The organism is Stutzerimonas stutzeri (genome assembly GCF_019090095.1).
Lineage (GTDB): Bacteria > Pseudomonadota > Gammaproteobacteria > Pseudomonadales > Pseudomonadaceae > Stutzerimonas > Stutzerimonas stutzeri_AN.
This window is the reverse complement of the sequence record NZ_JAGQFP010000002.1, coordinates 1,640,122-1,657,844: the sequence shown is the minus strand read 5'-3', so window position 1 is coordinate 1,657,844 and position 17,723 is coordinate 1,640,122. Positions and strand designations below refer to the sequence as shown.

Sequence of the window (17,723 nt, the reverse complement as noted above, 5' to 3'; positions counted from 1 at the left end):
GAAAAGCGAAGGTGCCACTGCGCCAGAGGCGGCAATAGCGAAACTGCCACGGTTTTCGAAGAAAGCCGCAGAAGCTGTATTGGGACGGGAGCGTAGTCTACTCGAAAGACCCCATCAGCTCAAACCTGGCGTCGGCCGGCGGCGCCCAGACCAGTGACAGTGGTTCGACGTCCAGTTGCGGCAGATTCGCCACGGCAACGAGCTGGTCTGCGCGGTAAAGCAACGGCAGGCGCGAGCGCACGAAACCCGGCAGGCCGGCCTCGTTGAGCAGCCGCTTGAGGTCCCGGCGTCCGCGCCCCGGTACGTTCAGCGTCTCACCGCCTTGGCGGTAACGCACCTGCAGTCTGCCGTCGAGACCATGCTGACCTGCCAGGCTCAGGCTGCCGTTGCCTGGCAACTGCAAAGCGAGATCGAGCCGCGGCCAGTCGACCGGCTCGGTCGGTGCGCCGAGCCAGGGCCCGGAAAGCCACCAGATCCGCCCATCGCCTCGATGCAACTCGCCTGCCGCCAGCCGCCAGACCGGCGCGGCATCTACCGAAGCATCGCGCAACGCATCCCAACCAGCCCAATGATCGCTGTCGGGCAGCGCCGTCCGCCCCACCAGCCAATGCCGAAGCGCATTGCGCTGGCGAGCAGCGCTGAGCCGCGCCAGCGCCGCCAGGGACAGGCTCGGCACCGTCAGCCATGAATGGCGACTGCCTAGCCGCGCCGCTTGCAGATCCATCTCGGCCAGCTCATCCAACAGATGCTGTGCCTCGGCCAGATGCCCGGCAGCGCGCGCCATGTTTACCGAAGCACCCGGCCAGCGCAGCTGCACAAGCGGCATGACGCGATGACGCAGGTAATTGCGCGCGTGATCGGTGCACTGGTTGCTCGGGTCCTCGATCCAGGCCAGCCCCTGCGCTTGCGCATAGTGGTAAAGCTCGGCCCGATCGGCGCTCAGCAATGGGCGAACCAACCAGCCGCCGCCCAGCTTCCGCACCGCGGGCATGCCGGCAAGCCCGCGCACTCCCGCACCGCGCAGCAAACGAAAAAGCAGGGTTTCGGCCTGATCGTCTCGATGCTGCGCAGCGAGCAGCACCTCACCGGCGCCCAGATGCTCGCCGAAGGCGGCGTAGCGCGCCTCCCGAGCAGCGCGCTCGAGGCTCGCACCGCGCTCGACCCGAACGTGCACGACTTTCAGTTCCATGCCCAGCGCGTCGCAGACCGACCGACAATGCGCCGGCCAGTCATCGGCCGCCGACTGCAGTCCGTGATGCACATGGATCGCACTGATCGCTGGCAGTCGCTCACGAGCCGACAAGCGCGCCAACAGATGCAGCAGCACCGTCGAGTCGAGCCCTCCGGAGAACGCCACGCGCCAATGCGGCGCGGTGCGCCAGGGTTGCAGGGCATCAAGCAAGCGCGACTCGAGGGACATGGGTTGCAGTTCCGCGAAGACAGATGGGAATACAGCGCAGCATAAACCCGAAAACCGCGCCTCTACCCACCGATTGCAAGCGAGCCGTACGACACGGTTGCGGCACGGGGGTTTGCAGTAGGAGTTTTGTAACGGGCACAAAAAACGGCGGGAGAGCCCGCCGTTCTTCGCAGCCCGACGCTGGATCAGGCGATACCGTAGCTCATCAGGCGCTCGTAGCGACGCGCAAGCAAGGCTTCGCTGTCGAAGCTCTTGAGCATATCCAGCTGAGCGGTCAGCTCTTCGCGCAAGGATGCCGCTGTCGACGCCGGGTTGCGGTGCGCGCCGCCCAACGGCTCGGCGATCACCTTGTCGACGATACCGAGATCCTTCAGACGTTCGGCGGTGACGCCCATGGCCTCGGCCGCTTCCGGCGCCTTGTCCGCGGTACGCCAGAGAATCGAGGCGCAGCCTTCGGGCGAGATCACCGCATAGGTGGAATATTGCAGCATGTTCAGTTGATCACAGACGCCGATGGCCAGCGCACCACCGGAACCGCCTTCACCGATCACGGTCGCGATGATCGGCGTCTTCAGGCGCGCCATCACCCGCAGGTTCCACGCGATCGCCTCGCTCTGGTTGCGCTCTTCCGCGTCGATACCCGGATAGGCGCCGGGCGTGTCGATAAAGGTCAGGATCGGCATCTTGAAACGCTCGGCCATTTCCATCAGGCGGCATGCCTTGCGGTAGCCCTCAGGACGCGGCATACCGAAGTTGCGGCGCACCTTTTCGCGAACCTCACGCCCCTTCTGATGACCGATCACCATGACCGGCTCACCGTTCAGGCGAGCGGTACCGCCAACGATCGCCGCGTCATCGGAGAAATGGCGGTCGCCATGCAGCTCTTCGAATTCGGTGAACAGGTGGCTGATGTAATCGAGCGTGTAGGGGCGTTGCGGGTGGCGGGCCAGGCGGGCGATCTGCCAGCTGGTGAGATTGCCGAAGATACTCTCGGTGAGCGACTCGCTCTTGTCTTGCAGGCGGGCAATCTCGTCGCCGATGTTCAGCGAGTTGTCATTACCAACCAGGCGCAATTCTTCGATCTTGGCTTGAAGGTCGGCGATCGGCTGTTCGAAATCGAGAAAATTCGGGTTCATAGGCATCCGTCATGCGTCGACGGCCAGGCGGCCGGGAGGCTGTTCCGTTTTTTGCGCCCTACCTTACGGGACGGACGCATTCAGGTCGAACAAAATGTTCGCAATCATGACCCGATCAACGATCGGGTCGGTCGGGCGTAACCCGCTCCGCAAGCCAGGATTGGCGCGCAGATCCGTTACGTCCCGCTATCGGTATTGCAGAAAGACGTTGTCGCGCCCGAACTGGTCACGCAATGCCTGAATCAAGTTGTCGGCCGGATCGATCCGCCAGGTTTCGCCAAACTGCAGCAGCGCCCGCGCATCGCGGCTGGTGTATTCCAGCGTGATCGGACAGGCGCCGCGGTGGCGTCCGCACACATCAGCCAACCAGCGTACCCGGTCGCCCTTGAGCGCGTCCCCCGCGACCTTCACCCGCAGGCTCTCGGCCAGCCCGGTGCGTGCTTCCTCGAGACTCATCACGCGCTTGGCGCGCAAGCGCAGGCCACCGGAAAAGTCGTCGTTGCTGACTTCGCCCTCCACCACCACCAGCGCGTCGGTCTGCAGCAATGCCTGAGCGCTGTTGAAGGCTTCAGCGAAGAGTGACGCCTCGATTCGCCCGGAGCGGTCATCCAGGGTGATGAAGCCCATCTTGTCACCCTTCTTGTTCTTCATCACGCGCAGGTTGACGATCAACCCGGCAACGGTCTGCTCACCCCGCGCCGGCCGCAGATCGATGATGCGCTGGCGGGCGAAGCGGCGTACTTCACCCTCGTATTCGTCGATCGGATGCCCCGTCAGGTAAAGGCCGAGCGTGTCCTTCTCGCCCTTTAGCCGCTCCTTGAGCGTCAACTCCCGCGCCTTGCGATGATTGGCATAGACGTCGGCCTCCGGCTCGGCGAACAGACCGCCGAACAGGTCCATGTGACCGCTGTCGAGACTGCGCGCAGTCTGTTCGGCCGCCTGAATGGCTTCTTCCATCGCGGACAGCAGCACCGCACGGTTACGGTCGATGTTCGCCTGATAGGCCTTGGGTTCGTCGGAGAAATAAGGGCCGAGACGATCGAGCGCACCACCGCGGATCAGCGCTTCCAGGGTGCGCTTGTTGATTCGCTTGAGATCGACGCGACTGCAGAAATCGAACAGATCCTTGAACGGACCGCCTTCGTTGCGGCACTCGCAGATCGCCTCGACCGGCCCCTCGCCGACCCCCTTGATCGCGCCCAGGCCGTATATGATCCGGCCGTCCTCGCTGACGGTGAACTTGAACTCGGAATTATTCACGTCCGGCGCGTCGATGCGCAGCTTCATGCTGCGGCATTCCTCGATCAGCGTGACCACCTTGTCGGTGTTGTGCATATCCGCCGACAGCACCGCGGCCATGAACGGCGACGGATGGTGCGCCTTGAGCCAGGCGGTCTGGTAAGAAACCAGACCATAGGCGGCCGAGTGCGACTTGTTGAAACCGTAGCCGGCGAACTTCTCCACCAGGTCAAAGATGTTACCGGCCAGATCGGCGTCGATACCGTTCTTGGCGCAACCTTCGATGAAACCACCGCGCTGCTTGGCCATTTCCTCGGGCTTCTTCTTACCCATGGCCCGGCGCAGCATGTCCGCCTGACCAAGCGTATAGCCACCCATGACCTGAGCGATCTGCATCACCTGCTCCTGATACAGGATGATGCCGTAGGTAGGCGCCAGCACCGGTTTGAGGCCTTCGTACTGGTAATCCGAGTGCGGATAGGAAATTTCCGCGCGACCGTGCTTACGGTTGATGAAGTCATCCACCATGCCCGACTGCAGCGGGCCGGGACGGAACAGAGCGACGAGTGCGATGAGGTCTTCCAGGCAGTCCGGCTTGAGCTTTTTGATCAGCTCCTTCATGCCGCGCGATTCAAGCTGGAATACCGCCGTCGTCTCGGCTTTCTGCAACAACGAGTAGGTGGGCTTGTCGTCCAGCGGAATGAAATCGATGTTGACCGGTTCGAGGCCCTTGCGCGCCTGCTCGCGATTGATGGTTTCCAGTGCCCACTTGATGATGGTCAAGGTGCGCAGGCCGAGGAAGTCGAACTTGACCAGACCCGCCTGCTCGACATCGTCCTTGTCGAACTGTGTGACCAGACTGCCACCTTCGTCATCGCAGGCGATCGGCGCAAAGTCGGTGAGCTTGGTCGGTGCGATCACGACGCCGCCGGCGTGCTTGCCGGTGCCACGCGTGATGCCTTCGAGCTTGAGGGCCATTTCCCAGATTTCCCGCGCGTCTTCGTCGACGGCGAGGAAATCGCGCAGCGGCTCCTCCATCTCGTAGGCTTTTTCCAGCGTCATGCCGACTTCGAAGGGAATCATCTTCGAAAGCCGGTCTGCCAGGCCGTAGGACTTGCCTTGCACCCGGGCCACGTCCCGCACCACCGCCTTGGCCGCCATGGTGCCGAAGGTGATGATCTGACTGACCGCGTTGCGGCCGTATTTCTCGGCCACGTAATCGATCACGCGATCGCGACCGTCCATGCAGAAGTCGACGTCGAAGTCGGGCATGGAGACCCGCTCGGGGTTGAGGAAGCGCTCGAACAGCAGGTCATAGGCCAGCGGATCGAGGTCGGTGATTTTCTGCACGTAGGCCACCAGCGACCCGGCACCCGAACCCCGGCCCGGTCCGACCGGCACACCGTTGTTCTTCGCCCACTGGATGAAGTCCATAACGATCAGGAAGTAACCCGGGAAGCCCATCTGGATGATGATGTCCAGCTCGAAGTTCAGCCGGTCGATATAGACCTGCCTCTTCGCCTCGTAATCGGGCGTGTCCTTGGGCAGTAGCACCTCGAGGCGCTCCTCGAGACCGTCGAACGAGACCTTGCGAAAGTACTCGTCCATGGTCATGCCGGCCGGCACCGGGAAGTCTGGCAGGAAGTAGGTGCCCAGCTGTACTTCGATGTTGCAGCGCCGAGCGATCTCGACGGTATTCTCCAGCGCCTCGGGCAGATCGCTGAACAGCTCCCACATTTCTTCCGGCGATTTGAGGTATTGCTGATCGGAGTAGTTGCGCGGCCGCCTCGAGTCGTCGAGGGTTCGGCTTTCGCCGATGCAGACCCGCGTTTCGTGGGCTTCGAAATCTTCCTGTTTGAGGAAACGCACGTCGTTGGTGGCGACCAGCGGGGCGTTGCAACGCTGCGCCAGCGCGACGGCGGCATGCAGATGCTCTTCGTCGTTGACGCGGCTGGTACGCTGCACCTCGAGATAGAAACGTTGCGGGAAGACCGCCTGCCACTCCGCCAGTAGCGCGTCGGCCAGCGCGTCCTCGCCCTCGAGCAGCGCATGGCCGATCTCGCCTTCCTTGGCCCCGGACAGCGCGATCAGCCCTTCGGCAGCATCCTTGACCCAGTCACGTTCGATGATGATCTGATCGTTGCGCTGCCCCTCGGTCCAGCCGCGCGAGACCAGCTCGGTCAGATTCCGGTAGCCCTTGCTGTTCATGGCCAACAGTGTCAGCCGGCTGAGCGGGCCATCTTCGTCGCGACTGGCGAGCCAGATATCGGCGCCGCAGATCGGCTTGATTCCGGCGCCTTGGGCCGCCTTGTAGAACTTGACCAGCGAGCACATGTTGCTCTGATCCGTTACGGCCACAGCCGGCATGCCGGCACCTGCGACCGACTTGACCAGCGGTTTGACGCGCACCAATCCGTCGACCAGGGAGTACTCGGTATGCAGGCGGAGATGGACGAATGAAACGGGCATGAGCGGACCTTGAACTGGCGAAACGACAAGCCGGGAATTGTACCGGAAAGCCCAGGTAATTTAGGCAGCTGGTGACGGGTTACCTCACCAATGGACCGGCCTCGTCAGCTCAGACCGGCAAGGCCGCCGTGGCACGGTCAGAACTGGCGAGCATGCCTTGCTCCAGCAGGTTGCGTACCGGGGCGAACGAACGCCGATGAATGATGGTCGGGCCCAGGCGCTGCAGCGCCTCCAGGTGGTAAGGGGTCGGATAACCCTTGTGGGTCGCGAGCCCGTAACCGGGGTAGCACAGATCCAGCGCGCACATTTCCCGATCACGGCTGACCTTGGCCAGGATCGAGGCAGCTGCGATTGCCGGCACCTGCCCATCCCCCTGAATGACCGGCGCGCTGGGTACCGCGAGCTGAGGACAGCGGTTGCCGTCTATCAATGCCAGCCGCGGCGTTACGCTCAAGCCCTCGACTGCACGCTGCATGGCCAGCATAGTGGCGTGCAGAATGTTCAGCTGATCGATTTCATGCACCTCGGCGCGGGCGATACACCAGGCCAGCGCCTTCCCGCAGATCTCGTCGAACAAGGCTTCACGCCGTGCCTCGGTGAGCTTCTTCGAGTCATTGAGCCCCTCGATGGGACGCAGCGGGTCGAGAATCACCGCAGCGGTTACAACGGGACCACACAGCGGGCCACGACCGACCTCATCGACGCCTGCGACCAGCTCTTCGACCAGGTTGAAATCAAGCCCCATCTGCATCAGTTCGCTCCGACCAGTTCCAGCACTGCGCTCGCCGCGCGACTCGATGCATCGCAGCGCAGGGTCCGATGGATGGTATCGAACCCTTCGGTCTGCACGTCACCGTTGTCGAGCAAAGGAGACAGCAACTGGGCCATGGCGTCCGGCGTCGCCGCTTCCTGCAGAAGCTCCGGTACCAACAGGCGTTGAGCGAGCAGATTGGGCAGCGCCACGTAAGGGCTTTTCACCATCCGCTTGAGAATACGGAAGGTCAGTGGCGCGACGCTATAGGCCACCACCATCGGACGCTTGTACAGCAAGGCCTCAAGCGTTGCGGTTCCAGAGGCGATCAATACGGCGTCGCAAGCGGCCAACGCCGTGTGAGACTGGCCGTCCAGCAAGATCAACGGAAGATCACGGCCGGCCAGCATCTGTTCCAGCTGCACACGACGCTCAGGGCTGGCGCAGGGCACGACGAAGCGAATACCGGGGCGCATGGCGCGCAGGCGATCGGCTGCCGCAAGGAACAGCGGGCCAAGGCGACCCACTTCGCCACCACGGCTACCCGGCATCAGCGCGACGACCAGCCCGTCCTGGGGCAGTTCCAGTTCGGCACGCGCTGCGCCACGATCGGCCACCAGCGGAATGGCGTCGGCCAGCGGATGACCCACGAAGCACACCGCCACTTGGTGCGCATCGTAGAACTTCGCTTCGAAGGGAAACAGCGTGAGCATCAGGTCGCAGGCATCGCGTATCTTCAACACGCGGTTCTGCCGCCAGGCCCATACCGATGGGCTGACGTAATGCACGGTTTTGATGCCGTTGCGTCGCAGCTTGAGCGCCAGGTCAAGATTGAAGTCCGGCGCATCGATACCGATGAACACATCCGGGCGCACCTCGAGAAAGGTCTTGAGCAGCCGATTGCGACGCGCCAGCAGTTCCGGCAGCCGACCGAGCACCTCGACCAGCCCCATGACAGCCAGCCGTTCGAGGGGAAAATAGGATCGAAGCCCTTGCGCCTCCATGCGAGGCCCACCGATGCCGACGAACCGGACGTCAGGGTGCCGCTCCCTGAGCGCCTGCATCAAGCCCGCTCCAAGGATATCGCCGGACGCCTCGCCAGCCACCAGCGCGACTGTCAGTGGCCTGGACATAGTCAGCGGGTGATCCCGCGGCTGGACGCCTGCACCGAGTCTCGGAACAACGCGACCTCGGGAAACGCTTGGGCATCGGCCGCCAGTGCCGCCAACGCGGCTTCCACGGTCAGTCCCTTGCGGTACACGATCTTGTAGGCGTTGCGCAGGGCGAGAATGGCTTCGTCACTGAAGCCACGACGGCGCATGCCTTCAAAATTCATGCTGCGTGCTTCGGCCGGGTTACCAAACACGGTGACGAATGCCGGGACATCCTTGCCGATAGCGGTACCCATCCCGGAAAAGCTGTACGCACCGATGTGGCAGTACTGATGCACCAGCGTGTACCCGGACAGAATCGCCCAGTCGCCAACGTGCACGTGCCCGGCCAGAGCGGTGTTGTTCACCAGAATGCAGTGGTTGCCGATCACGCTGTCGTGGCCGATGTGGGCATAGGCCATGATCAGATTATGGTCACCAATGGTGGTTTCACTGCGATCCTGCACGGTGCCACGATGGATGGTCACACCCTCGCGGATCACATTGTGATCGCCAATCACCAGGCGGGTTGGCTCGCCCTTGTATTTCAGATCGGGCGTGTCCTCCCCCACCGAGGAAAACTGGAAGATCCGATTGTACCGACCGATGCGGGTCGGTCCCTTGATGATCACATGAGACGCGATCACCGTACCCTCGCCTATCTCGACATCCGGGCCGATGATCGACCAAGGGCCGACCTGGACGTCATCCGCCAGCCGGGCCGCCGGATCGACGATCGCACGAGGGTCGATCAAACTCATATCTTCTGTTCCGCACAAATGATTTCAGCGGAGCATACCGGCTTGCCGTCGACAGTGGCACGGCAGTCGAACTTCCAGATGCCACGCTTGGCACTGATGAAGGACGCTTCTAGAACCAGTTGGTCGCCCGGCACGACAGGCTGGCGGAAACGCAGCTTGTCCGAGCCGACGAAGTAGTACAGCGTGCCGTCGGCCGGCTTGACTCCCATCATCTTGAAACCAAGCAGACCGGCGGCTTGGGCCATGGCCTCGATGATCAGCACGCCAGGCATGATCGGATGCTGAGGGAAATGCCCGTTGAAGAACGGCTCGTTGATCGTGACGTTCTTGTAGGCGCGAACACGCTTGGCTTCCGTGTCCAGCTCCACCACCCGATCGACCAGCAGGAAGGGATAGCGGTGGGGGAGGTATTCGCGAATTTCGTTGATATCCATCATTGGAGAAAGAGCCCGTTAGGATTGTGGGAGCCAGCACGGCAAGCAGTCGAACAACCCGCCAAGCGAAAGCCGCTGGCAGGGGCGATCAGACGATAGGGTCAGGCATCAGAAGACGTATCCCCGTCCGGGGTCACGCTAGCCAGACGTTTTTCCACTTGCTGCAGGCGGCGAGCCATGTCATCGAGATGACGAATCCGAGCGGCACTCTTGCGCCACTCCGCGGCTGGCTGCATAGCCGTTCCGGAGGAGTAGCTCCCCGGCTCGGTGATCGACCGGGTGACCATGGTCATACCGGTAATGAACACGTTGTCACAGATCTCGATATGTCCAACGAGCCCAACGCCCCCAGCGATCATGCAGTTGCGGCCGATCTTGGTGCTGCCGGAGATGCCGGTACAACCCGCCATCGCCGTGTTATCGCCGATCTGGACGTTGTGGGCGATCATGATCTGATTATCCAGCTTCACGCCGTTGCCGATCACCGTGTCCGAAATCGCGCCACGGTCGATCGTGGTGTTGGCGCCGATCTCGACATCGTCACCGATGCGCACGCCACCGAGCTGAGCGATCTTTTCCCAACTGCCCTGCTCATTGGCAAAACCAAATCCTTCACCGCCAATCACCGCACCCGGCTGAATGACAACCCGTTCGCCGATGATCACGTCATGACACAGCGTCACCCGAGCGGCCAGCCGGCCACCTGCACCAATACGGCATCGTGCTCCCACTACCGACTGTGCACCGATCTCGACCCCGGGGCCGATCCAGGCATCCGCTTCGATCACCACCTGGGCACCGATGCGCGCGGAAGGATCGATTGCCGCCCGGGGATCGATGATGGCGCTGGGATGGATGCCTACGGCCGTGACGGGTCGCGTTTCGAACAAATGCGAAAGACGCGCGTAAGCCAGATACGGATTGGGCACCACGAGCGCAGCGCCCGCATAGCCCTCGGCGTCCTTCGCCGTGAGCAAGACAGCTCCGGCCTTGGTCGTCGCGAGATACTTGCGATATTGAGCGTTGGCAAGGAAGCTTAGCTGCTCGGGGCCGGCATCCTGTAACGTCGCCAGCCCCGACACCTGCTGTGAGGCATCGCCACGCAACCCGGCGCCGAGCCGCTCGGCCAGAGCGCCGAGCGTATATATGACTCCGCTCATCAACGCAGCTGATTCATGCGCTCGATGACTTGGCGGGTGATGTCGTATTGCGGCTTGACATCGACCACCGCGCCGCGCTCGAGCACCAGGTCGTAATCACCCTTCTTGATGACCTCTTCCACGGATTTGTCCAGCTTGGGTTTCAGCTGCTTGAGCATATCGCGATCGGCTGCGGCCTTGGACTCGTTGAGCTCCTTGGAAAGAAACTGGAAATCCCGTGCCTTCTGCTTGAATTCCAGCTCCAGACGCTCACGCTCGGCCTGCTGCATCTTGTCGCCATCCTTGTTCAGGCGATCCTGGATACGCTTGGCATCGCTTTCCAGACCTTTGAGTTTCTCCAGCTGGGGTCCGAATTTCTTCTCGGCGTCCACCGAGTAACGCTTGGCTGCGTCGGATTCCAGCAATGCCATCTGATAGTTCATCACCGCAATTTTCATTTCGGCGAACGCGGGGGTTGCCACTAGCGCTGCGGCAACGACAAGCAATTGGGTCAACTTACGCACGGTATGCACCACTCTTCAGGAATGCGCTGGAGCGTCGCTCCAGAGGGTTAAAAGGTTTGGCCCAGCGAGAACTGGAAGACTTGGGTATCGGCGTCGTCCGGCTTCACGACCGGCATCGCCAGACTGAAACTCAAGGGCCCCATCGCAGTGATCCAGGTCAGACCGACACCCACCGAACTGGCCATGTCGCCGAAGTCGATGTCGCTGCACTTGGTGGATTCCGACGGGCAATTCGTATCGTAGACGTTACCGACATCCCAGAACACCGAGGTGCGCAGCGAACGCTGGTCCTTGACGAAAGGCATCGGGAACAGCAGTTCCATCCCACCCTGGATCAACACGTTACCACCGTAGGGCAATGCGTCCTGGTCCGGGTCTCTGATAGTCCCTTCGTTCCCGGTCACGTCCTCCCCGCGACTCGGCGTGCTGCGCGGGCCCAGGCTGCTGTCCTTGAAGCCGCGAACCGAGTTGAAGCCGCCAGCATAGTAGTGCTCGTAGAACGGCAGGCGCGACGTCGAACCGTATGCATCACCATAGCCCAGCTGGGTATGCAGACGCATGGTGTAGGTCTTGCTGACCGGCACGAACAGCTGGGCGTTGTAGTCGAGCTTGTAGAACGACAGATCGCTACCCGGAATGGTGGTTTCCAGCGAGAGGCTTTGCGAATGGCCCCGCGTGGCCAGCACCCCGCGGTTGAGCGTCGACTCGGACCAACCCACCGACGCCTTGAAGTTGAGGTAGCTGTCGCCCTCTTCCTTCATGAAGTCAAAGATCTCGTCGACCGTGTAACGACCGCTGTCGATGGTGTCCTGCTGAGCGGACAGACCGAACGACAGGCGCGATGTCTCGCTGATCGGGTAGCCGATATTGACGCCCGCCCCCAGACTGTCGACCGAGTAACTGGAAACATCGTAATCGAGCTCGTCGTAGTCGGTGGTCCGATAGAAGGCGTTGTAGCCGAGGCTGACGCCATCTTCGGTCCAGTAGGGATCGACGAAACCGAAGTTGTAGCGCGACTGGTATTCGCTGCGGGTCAAGCCAACGCTGACGCGGTTACCTGTACCCAGGAAGTTGTTCTGGCTGATCGAGCCGCCAAGGATAAGGCCGGCGTTCTGTGCAAAGCCGATGCTCGCCATGATCGAGCCGGACGGCTGCTCTTCGACGCTGTAATTCACATCGATCTGATCATCGGTGCCAGGTACTTGAGGCGTTTCGACATTCACTTCCTTGAAGAAACCCAGACGTTCGAGACGCGTCTTTGACTGGTCGATCAGATAAGTCGATGCCCAGCCGCCTTCCATCTGGCGCATCTCGCGACGCAGCACTTCGTCTTCGGTCTTGGTGTTACCGCGGAAGTTGATGCGATTGACATAGGCGCGCTTACCGGGATCGACCACGAAGGTGATCGCGACGGTGTGGTCCTGGTCATTGGTTTCCGGCACACCGTTGACGTTGGCGAAGGTGTAGCCCTCGTTGCCCAGGCGGCGAGTGATCAGCTCGGACGTGGTGGTCATCACCTTGCGTGAGAACACCTGTCCTTTTTTCGCCAGCAACAAGGTTTGCAGTTCGTCCTGCGGCACCTTGAGATCGCCGCTCAGCTTGACGTCGCTGACGGTGTAGCGATCGCCTTCGGCGATGTTGACGGTGATGTAGACGTCCTTCTTGTCCGGCGTGATGGATACCTGGGTCGAGGTGATATCCATGTTGATGTAGCCGCGGTCCAGATAATAGGAACGCAGACGCTCGAGGTCGCCGGAGAGCTTTTCGCGAGCGTACTTGTCGTCATTGCGGAAGAATGACAACCAGTTGCTGGTCTTGAGCTCGAACAGGTCGGTCAGATCTTCTTCGGGAAAGACCGAATTACCGACCACGTTGATGTGCTTGATCGAGGCTACCGAGCCTTCGTTAATATTGATTTTCAGCGCTACGCGGTTACGCGGCTGTGGAACGACTTCGGTTTCAATCGTCGCTGAATAACGACCTTGCGCGACGTACTGACGTTGCAGCTCGTTGCGTACCCCTTCGAGGGTGGCACGCTGGAAGATTTCGCCCTCGGCCAGACCGGACTGCTGCAGACCGGACAATAGGTCCTCGGTCTTGATGGCCTTGTTGCCTTCGATCTCGATACCGGAAATCGACGGGCGTTCCACCACGTTGATCACCAACACGTCACCTTCGCGGCCGAGCTGGATGTCCTCGAAGAAGCCGGTACGGAACAGCGCACGGGTCGCATCGACCAGGCGGCTGTCATCGGCTGCCTGACCAACGTTCAGTGGCAACGCGCCAAAGACGCTACCTGCAGAAACGCGCTGAAGGCCATTGACGCGTATATCGGAGATGGTGAAGGACTCGGCGTGAACTTCGGCAATCATCAGTGCGGAGATAACCGCAGGTAGCAGCAGACGTTTCATGAAGTCCTTTCTTTTCAAACCTGATCATTGAACCTGCGCTTGGCGCGGCGACATCAAGGTATATGGCAGTTAAAGGCGGCCAAGGTCGTTGACCAGCGCAAGCAGCATCACCCCAACAACCAGGCTGATACCGATCTGTACTCCCCAGCCCTGGACCCTGTCCGACAACGGACGCCCACGGACCCACTCGACCAGATAGAAGAGTAGATGCCCACCATCCAGGACCGGAATAGGCAGTAGATTGAGTACTCCAAGGCTAATGCTCAGGTAGGCGAGGAAGTTGAGAAAGTCGCCCGCGCCGGACTGTGCAGAAGCGCCCGCCACTTTAGCAATGGTTATCGGGCCGCTCAAGTTTTTTACCGAGAGCTCACCGAAGAGCATTTTTCTCAACGAATCGAGCGTCAGCACGCTCATCGTCCAGGTTCTGCGAACCGCTTCGCCAACCGCTTCGACCGGCCCGAAGCTGACGTTGCGCAGCATCTCCTTCGGCCAATCGCCCCCTGCAACGCCGGCGCCCAGATAACCGCGACGCGTCTCGCCTTCGCCCCGTTCAGCCAGCGTCATTGGCAAGTCGAGGAGCTGGCCGTCGCGCTCGACCTGCAAGCGAACGGCCTGGCCACCAAGCGGCCTGACGCGATCGATGACGTCCTGCCATTCGGTCAGCGGCTCGCCATCGAGGCTGACCAGGCGATCGCCCAGGCGCACGCCGGCTGCCTGAGCAGGGCCTTCGGGGTCCAGCTGCGCAACGACCGGATCGATCTGCGGGCGCCAGGGCCTGATACCCAGCGAGCCAATCGGGTCCGGCTCCTCGATACCTTTCAGCCATTGGTTCAACTCGACGCTGATCCGCTGCGACTGATCGCCCTCCGCCTGGCGCACGAGCAGCTCCAGCGAGCCGCTCTCGCCGAGACGCCTGATCAGTTGAAGGTTGACGTCCGCCCAGCCAGCGGTCGGCTTACCGTTGATTTCGACGATTTCCTGACCGGCCATCAGCCCTGCTCGCTCGGCAAGACTGCCGGGCTCTACCGCACCCACCACCGGCCGCACCTGCTCGGCGCCAAGCATCGCCAGCACCCAGAAGAACAACAGCGCCAGCAGGAAGTTGGCGATCGGGCCTGCCGAAACAATGGCGAAACGCTGCTTTACGGTCTTGCGGTTGAATGCCTGCTCCAGCAGTGCGGTAGGAACCTCGCCCTCACGCTCATCGAGCATCTTCACGTAGCCGCCCAGGGGGATAGCCGCCACGACGAATTCGGTGCCCTGACGGTCGTGCCAGCGAAACAGTGGACGCCCAAACCCTACCGAGAACCGCAGGACCTTCACGCCGCAACGGCGCGCCACCCAGAAATGCCCATACTCGTGAAAGGTAACCAACACCCCCAGCGCCACGAGGGTGCCGATGATCATGTACAGCGCGCCCATAGTTTCCTCTGCCTCGAAAGGCTTATTTAGCAGCCACCGAACCCAGCAAACGTTTCGCCACGCAGGACTCGCTGAACGCCCGCTGCATCAGCGATCGCGGTCTTGCAGCCAGCGCTGAGCCAATGTCCGGGCCTGCGCATCGGCGACCAGCACATCAGCCAAACAGCGAGCCGGGACCGACGCCTGCTGTGCAAGGACATCCTCGATGATACTCGCGATTTCGGTGAAGCGAATGCGGCCGTTGAGGAACGCGTCCACCGCCACCTCGTTTGCGGCATTGAGCATCGCCGGCGCCGTCCCACCTTCCTGAGCGGCCTGCCGAGCAATGCGCAGGCACGGAAATCTCTGCTGGTCAGGCGCCTCGAAGTCCAGACGCCCGGTCTGCAGGAGATCGAGCGCCGACACACCGGAGTCGATTCGCTCCGGCCAGGCCAATGCGTGAGCGATCGGCGTGCGCATGTCCGGATTGCCTAATTGGGCCAGGACCGAGCCGTCGACATAGTCGACCATCGAATGGATGACGCTTTGCGGATGAATGACCACTTCGACCTGATCCGGGCGCGCATCGAACAACCAGCAAGCCTCGATCAACTCGAGCCCCTTGTTCATCATGCTGGCCGAATCCACCGATATCTTGCGCCCCATGGACCAGTTCGGGTGTGCGCACGCCTGGTCAGCCGTAACGGCTGCCAGCTGTTCCAACGGCAGCTGACGAAACGGGCCACCGGAGGCGGTCAGCAGAATTCGCCTGACCCCGATCTCCCGGAGGCCTTGCGAATAGTTGGCGGGCAGGCATTGGAAGATGGCGTTGTGTTCACTGTCGATCGGCAGCAGCACCGCCTCGCTGTCGCGCAGCGCCTGCATGAACAGCGCGCCAGACATGACCAGCGCCTCTTTATTGGCCAGTAGCACGCGCTTGCTGGCCTGAACGGCCGCCAGCGTTGGTCGCAAACCCGCCGCGCCAACAATCGCCGCCATGACCACATCCACCTCGGGATGCGCTGCAACCTCGCTCAGCCCACCCTCACCCACCAACACGCGCGTCTTGACGCCGTCTCGGTCGAGCTGGTGTTGCAGCTCGCGCGCCTTGTCGGTGTCGCCTACCACGGCATAGCGGGGACGATGTCGGCAGCACAGCTGATGCAGCTCGGCGACCCGGCTGAAGGCGGTCAGCGCAAATGCCTGGTAGCGGTCAGGATGACGCGCGATGACATCCAGCGTACTCAGCCCGATCGATCCCGTCGCACCGAGAACCGTTACTTGCAACGGACCACTCACCAGGCACCCCACCCAGCCAGCCACAACAGAACGGTAAATACCGGCACCGCCGCGGTCAGACTGTCGATACGATCCATCACGCCGCCATGGCCGGGCAGCAGCTGGCTGCTGTCCTTGATGCCCGAACTGCGCTTGAACATGCTTTCGGTCAGATCACCGACGACCGAGATCACCACGACCAGTGCGGCGCCCAGCAGCGCCAACACCATCTCCCGAGGCGACCAATCCTGGTACAGCGCGACACACAGCGTGATCAGCAGACCGGTGATGAGGCCGCCAATCAGGCCCTCCCAGCTCTTGCCCGGGCTGACCTGCGGCGCCAGCTTGCGGCGCCCGAAAGTTTTCCCGGAAAAGTAGGCGCCAATGTCGGCGGCCCAGACCAGCACCATGACCGCCACGATCAACCAGTTGCCCTGCGGCCACTGCTTGAGCACCACCAACGCCTGCCATGCCGGCAACAGAATCAACGCACCGATCACCAGGCTGCCTATGGATCCGCCCCAATGACGCTGACTGTCTGGATAGCCGAGTACCAAGGCGGTCGCCACCAACCACCAGATCACACTAAGCGGGAGCAGCCAGGCGGTCAGCCCAGGCAAGCGGTACAGCATCAGCAGCGACGCCGCGACCAGCAACGCATAGGCGACTCGCGCGAACTGACTGACAAAACCGGCCAGACGCGCCCATTCCCAGGCCCCGAGGACCACGACGACGCCGATGAACAGGGCGAACGCGAGCCCCTCGAGGAGAAAGAAGCCGATCAGCGCAATCGGCAGGAGAATTGCCGCGGTGATGATGCGTTGTTTCAACATTCTGCTCGGGCCTCCGTCTCGACCTGATCGCCCGTCTTGCCGAACCGCCGTTGTCGTTTGGCGAAATCCGCCAGCGCGGTGCGCATGGCCTCGTGCTTGAAGTCCGGCCAGAACAGGTCGGAAAAGTACAGCTCGGCGTAGGCCAGCTGCCATAACAGGAAATTGCTGATGCGACGCTCACCGCCGGTGCGGATGCACAGGTCAGGCAAGGGCAGGTCGCCGGTCGCCAGATAGCTCTGGAAAAGCGCCGGCGAAATCTTGTCCGGATCCAGCTGGCCCGCTTGCGCTTCACGTGCCATGCGCTGTGCGGCCTGGAGTATGTCCCACTGACCGCCATAGTTCGCCGCGACCTGAAGCACGAAGCGGCCCGGACCGGCAGTCATCTCTTCAGCCTCGAGCATCGCCGCCTGCAGCTCCGGGTGAAAGCGAGAGCGGTCGCCGATGATCCGTAGACTGATCCGGTTCTCGTTAAGCTTGCGCGCTTCCCGACGCAGGGCCGTCAGGAACAGCTCCATCAGCGCACCGACCTCATCGGCGGGTCGCTGCCAGTTCTCGCTGGAGAAGGCGAACAGCGTCAGCACCTCGACACCCGCCTCGGCACAGACCTCAATGACCGCGCGCACCGCGTCGACACCGGCCTTGTGCCCAGCGACGCCCGGCAAGAGGCGGCGCTTTGCCCAACGATTGTTGCCATCCATGATGACTGCGACATGACGGGGTACATTCCGCCCGGCAGTCCGCCTGACCTTTTCCATGAAACGACTCTACCTGCGCTC

General features: G+C 62.0%; 14 protein-coding genes. All 14 read right to left on the bottom strand.

Annotation, left to right across the window (positions count from 1 at the left end):
• Positions 1-97: 97 nt before the first annotated feature.
• A complete protein-coding gene (gene tilS / locus KVO92_RS17330; protein WP_217476778.1) occupies positions 98-1,420 on the bottom strand; it encodes a tRNA lysidine(34) synthetase TilS in 1,323 nt (440 codons plus the stop codon).
• A gap of 185 nt (positions 1,421-1,605) precedes the next feature.
• Positions 1,606-2,556, bottom strand: a complete 951-nt coding sequence (locus KVO92_RS17325) for an acetyl-CoA carboxylase carboxyltransferase subunit alpha (RefSeq protein WP_217476777.1) — start codon at positions 2,554-2,556, stop codon at positions 1,606-1,608.
• A gap of 186 nt (positions 2,557-2,742) precedes the next feature.
• The gene (dnaE, locus tag KVO92_RS17320; protein ID WP_217476776.1) at positions 2,743-6,264 is read right to left on the bottom strand and encodes a DNA polymerase III subunit alpha; all 3,522 of its coding nucleotides are present in this window, start codon (positions 6,262-6,264) and stop codon (positions 2,743-2,745) included.
• A 109-nt stretch (positions 6,265-6,373) separates the two neighbouring features.
• Positions 6,374-7,015 carry a ribonuclease HII gene (gene rnhB, locus KVO92_RS17315; RefSeq protein ID WP_217476775.1) on the bottom strand — a complete coding sequence of 214 codons (642 nt, stop codon included), beginning with the start codon at positions 7,013-7,015 and terminating at the stop codon, positions 6,374-6,376.
• On the bottom strand, positions 7,015-8,148 hold the full coding sequence (lpxB, locus tag KVO92_RS17310; RefSeq protein WP_217476774.1) for a lipid-A-disaccharide synthase: 1,134 nt from the start codon (positions 8,146-8,148) through the stop codon (positions 7,015-7,017). Before lpxB ends, rnhB begins: the two co-directional genes overlap by 1 nt.
• A 2-nt stretch (positions 8,149-8,150) precedes the next feature.
• Complete coding sequence (gene lpxA, locus KVO92_RS17305) at positions 8,151-8,927, bottom strand: acyl-ACP--UDP-N-acetylglucosamine O-acyltransferase (RefSeq protein WP_217476773.1); 777 nt, start codon at positions 8,925-8,927, stop codon at positions 8,151-8,153.
• Positions 8,924-9,364 carry a 3-hydroxyacyl-ACP dehydratase FabZ gene (gene fabZ / locus KVO92_RS17300; RefSeq protein ID WP_217476772.1) on the bottom strand — a complete coding sequence of 147 codons (441 nt, stop codon included), beginning with the start codon at positions 9,362-9,364 and terminating at the stop codon, positions 8,924-8,926. Before fabZ ends, lpxA begins: the two co-directional genes overlap by 4 nt.
• Positions 9,365-9,462: 98 nt before the next feature.
• Positions 9,463-10,524: a UDP-3-O-(3-hydroxymyristoyl)glucosamine N-acyltransferase gene (gene lpxD / locus KVO92_RS17295; RefSeq protein WP_217476771.1), complete on the bottom strand. Its 1,062-nt coding sequence runs from the start codon at positions 10,522-10,524 to the stop codon at positions 9,463-9,465.
• Positions 10,521-11,024, bottom strand: coding sequence for an OmpH family outer membrane protein (locus KVO92_RS17290; RefSeq protein ID WP_217476770.1), 504 nt, complete (start codon positions 11,022-11,024; stop codon positions 10,521-10,523). The genes lpxD and KVO92_RS17290 overlap by 4 nt, the downstream gene beginning before the upstream one ends.
• Before the next feature lie 47 nt (positions 11,025-11,071).
• Complete coding sequence (gene bamA, locus KVO92_RS17285) at positions 11,072-13,435, bottom strand: outer membrane protein assembly factor BamA (RefSeq protein WP_217476769.1); 2,364 nt, start codon at positions 13,433-13,435, stop codon at positions 11,072-11,074.
• 69 nt (positions 13,436-13,504) lie between these two features.
• Positions 13,505-14,857 carry an RIP metalloprotease RseP gene (gene rseP / locus KVO92_RS17280; protein ID WP_217476768.1) on the bottom strand — a complete coding sequence of 451 codons (1,353 nt, stop codon included), beginning with the start codon at positions 14,855-14,857 and terminating at the stop codon, positions 13,505-13,507.
• Between the two features lie 87 nt (positions 14,858-14,944).
• Positions 14,945-16,135 carry a 1-deoxy-D-xylulose-5-phosphate reductoisomerase gene (gene ispC, locus KVO92_RS17275; protein ID WP_217476767.1) on the bottom strand — a complete coding sequence of 397 codons (1,191 nt, stop codon included), beginning with the start codon at positions 16,133-16,135 and terminating at the stop codon, positions 14,945-14,947.
• Positions 16,132-16,947 carry a phosphatidate cytidylyltransferase gene (locus KVO92_RS17270; protein WP_217476766.1) on the bottom strand — a complete coding sequence of 272 codons (816 nt, stop codon included), beginning with the start codon at positions 16,945-16,947 and terminating at the stop codon, positions 16,132-16,134. Before KVO92_RS17270 ends, ispC begins: the two co-directional genes overlap by 4 nt.
• Positions 16,941-17,702 carry a polyprenyl diphosphate synthase gene (gene uppS / locus KVO92_RS17265; RefSeq protein WP_217476765.1) on the bottom strand — a complete coding sequence of 254 codons (762 nt, stop codon included), beginning with the start codon at positions 17,700-17,702 and terminating at the stop codon, positions 16,941-16,943. The genes KVO92_RS17270 and uppS overlap by 7 nt, the downstream gene beginning before the upstream one ends.
• Positions 17,703-17,723: the final 21 nt, after the last annotated feature.